We start from the raw sequence: 2,420 nt of genomic DNA on the forward strand, positions 1-2,420 counted from the left end.
ATCGGGTAAGTCAAGGGCATTACTGCCCCCTTCTCCCCTAAGAACCGTACGTGAGAGTTTCCCCTCATACGGCTCAAGCAACTCAATATTTCTATTTGTTGTTAGAAATCGGCTCATACTTTCAACAGTTTCGTTTATTTCGCTTGTGGCAGTTGTTATGGACAAGTTGCCGTACAATTGAACCACCAACAGATATTTCATTGACGTTCCATGCTTTTGTACAATCTATCTCCTTGCCGCATAACGGACAAGTCCGCTTCTGCTTGTTCCATAAATATAAGAGTGACTTACGTCCTTTGAGAGATTCCAGCATTTGTTGCTCCTTTCGCTGAAAGAAATAATCATCATATTCCGGGTCGAAAGGGTTTGCCTCCCCCTTGACTTGCTTGTACGGAGTATAATGTATATCCGACAACCTTTTAAGGGTCAGGTAGTTCACTTTCTTGCTTTTTGTTTCATATTTCCATGCAAACGTCCATTTACGCCCCCGAATTTCATGCCAATACTTATCTGCAACCCAAGACTTGCGTTTCTTTGGGTGGCGACGTAAAGCCCATTTCTTTGTGAGGTTGTAAATGTGATTGTCGCAACCGTGAAAAGCATTGGTTGATGCACCATATCGGTAATAGTTTCCCCAACCTGTTATCACAGGATTGAGCATTCGTATCAGCGATTCCTGCTTACACATTTTATGTCCTTTAACGATGTCACTGATTTTTGCCCTAAAGCGTTTCTGTGCATCTTTGGACGGAGATGTGTACAGCCTTTTGCCGAACTTCCTTACATTGAAACCTAAGAAATCAAATCCATCGTATATGTTCGTAATGGTAGTTTTCTCTTCGGATAAGGTAAGACCCCTTTCTTTGAGAAATTCTATCACCATTGGTTTGACCTCGTTTTCCAATAATTCCTTATCTCGACCTGTGATTATAAAGTCGTCCGCATACCTGATAAGATTCACTTTGTAGTGGAATGTCTTATAGTTGATGAAACGTCTTTTGAATCTTTCAGCCAAGAGTGGTTGAAGTCCGTCAAGTGCCATATTTGCAAGTGTCGGTGATATGATACCTCCTTGTGGTGTACCCTCTTCTGTCGGGAACAGTTTACCATTGAATACAGCTCCACATTTCAGCCATTTTCTGAGTATTGTTTTATCCATAGGGATATTTTCAATAAGCCAGCCGTGACTGATGTGGTCGAAGCAACCCTTAATATCTCCCTCCAAAATCCATTCGGGGGAATGCTGGCGATTTAGAACCGTATCAATCTGACGAATTGCGTCCATTGTCCTGCGCTTCTTTCGGAAGCCGTAAGAAAAACGGTCGCCTGTCGTTTCGGCTATCGGTTCCAATGCCATGAGATATAATGCTTGCATCGCCCTGTCTTTCATGGTCGGTATTCCCAACGGTCGGAGTTTACCGTTCTTTTTCTTGATGTGAACCCTACGGAGCGGCTGTGGATGGTAGCCACGACGTCTAAGTTCACCGATTGCTTTGTACTTGCGCTTGGGAGAGTCCCAAAGCTGTTTATCTACTCCAGACGTATTCTTCCCTTTGTTGGAAGTAACCCTCTTTACTGCCAATGCCTTGGCGTAAAAAGAGTGGGTAAGCATCCACTGCAAGGTTTTCACCTTGTTATGTCTGCCTTCTTTCTGAGCCTTTACAATACGCGCTTGTAGCTTTCGGACATAGGTTTCACACTTAGACCAGTTCATACCGTCCCAAGTCAGATTCCTGCTGTCAGCAGGCGCACACGATGTTTTAATCTCGTTCATTTGCTTTCCTCCTTTTGAAAGTTCTAAAAGTTATCTTGTAAAGAGTTACCATATACGGAAGTCTGCCCACTTTCGTGTCGGATGATGTTACCCTCATTAACTCGTGATGTTGGTTCAATCCGTATCCTCCCCATTACAGGGCGGCATTCGCTTTCTCCGTTATCTCATACCTGCACCCCATTCGGCTTGCCTTGCGGTTCGCTTACTCGCATTATTACGAGAGAGATACAGGCTTGCCCTGTTCCACGCAATTGACAAACGGATAGTTTAGGTTCTGCCAAGTCCGCCGGCAGTGCTATGTCCGTGTAACCCCAACATGGGCGAGGGTTATCCGACTGCTTACCTTTTGGTGAGAGCTAAAGTCTCTTGCGCTCCTTCAAACCTTACGACGGCTAAAGTCAGTTCACATTACGTTAACCATGCTATCCAGCCTCGCCACTCGACGGTATGATACTAACCGCCCTTGACGTTCCCTCACGGTTCAGTCTTGTCCTTTCGGAAAGTGTACTTTGTCCTATAAGCTTAGCACAACCCATCACTGGAGATGCACCTTATAGTAGGCTACCGCTGACGGAACAGCGGGTTAAATCTTGCAATATACATTGCTGTTTAACAATTAATTACGTGACTTTTCAGGTCACACCCA

General features: G+C 44.6%; 1 protein-coding gene and 1 pseudogene. Both read right to left on the reverse strand.

Annotated elements, in window-relative coordinates; all coding sequences use genetic code 11:
• Positions 1 to 186 (reverse strand): annotated as a pseudogene (locus tag DW640_RS24190) (conjugal transfer protein TraG); the annotation flags it as partial.
• A complete protein-coding gene (gene ltrA / locus DW640_RS23125; protein WP_117578997.1) occupies positions 122 to 1,774 on the reverse strand; it encodes a group II intron reverse transcriptase/maturase in 1,653 nt (550 codons plus the stop codon). The gene ltrA and the pseudogene DW640_RS24190, both read right to left, overlap by 65 nt.
• Positions 1,775 to 2,420: the final 646 nt, after the last annotated feature.

Source organism: Bacteroides sp. AM23-12, from assembly GCF_003434395.1.
Taxonomy (GTDB): domain Bacteria; phylum Bacteroidota; class Bacteroidia; order Bacteroidales; family Bacteroidaceae; genus Bacteroides; species Bacteroides thetaiotaomicron.

Excerpts from the sequence above, each read along its gene's own strand:
- ltrA (WP_117578997.1), bottom strand. The coding sequence starts at position 1,774 with ATGAACGAGATTAAAACATCGTGTGCGCCTGCTGACAGCAGGAATCTG.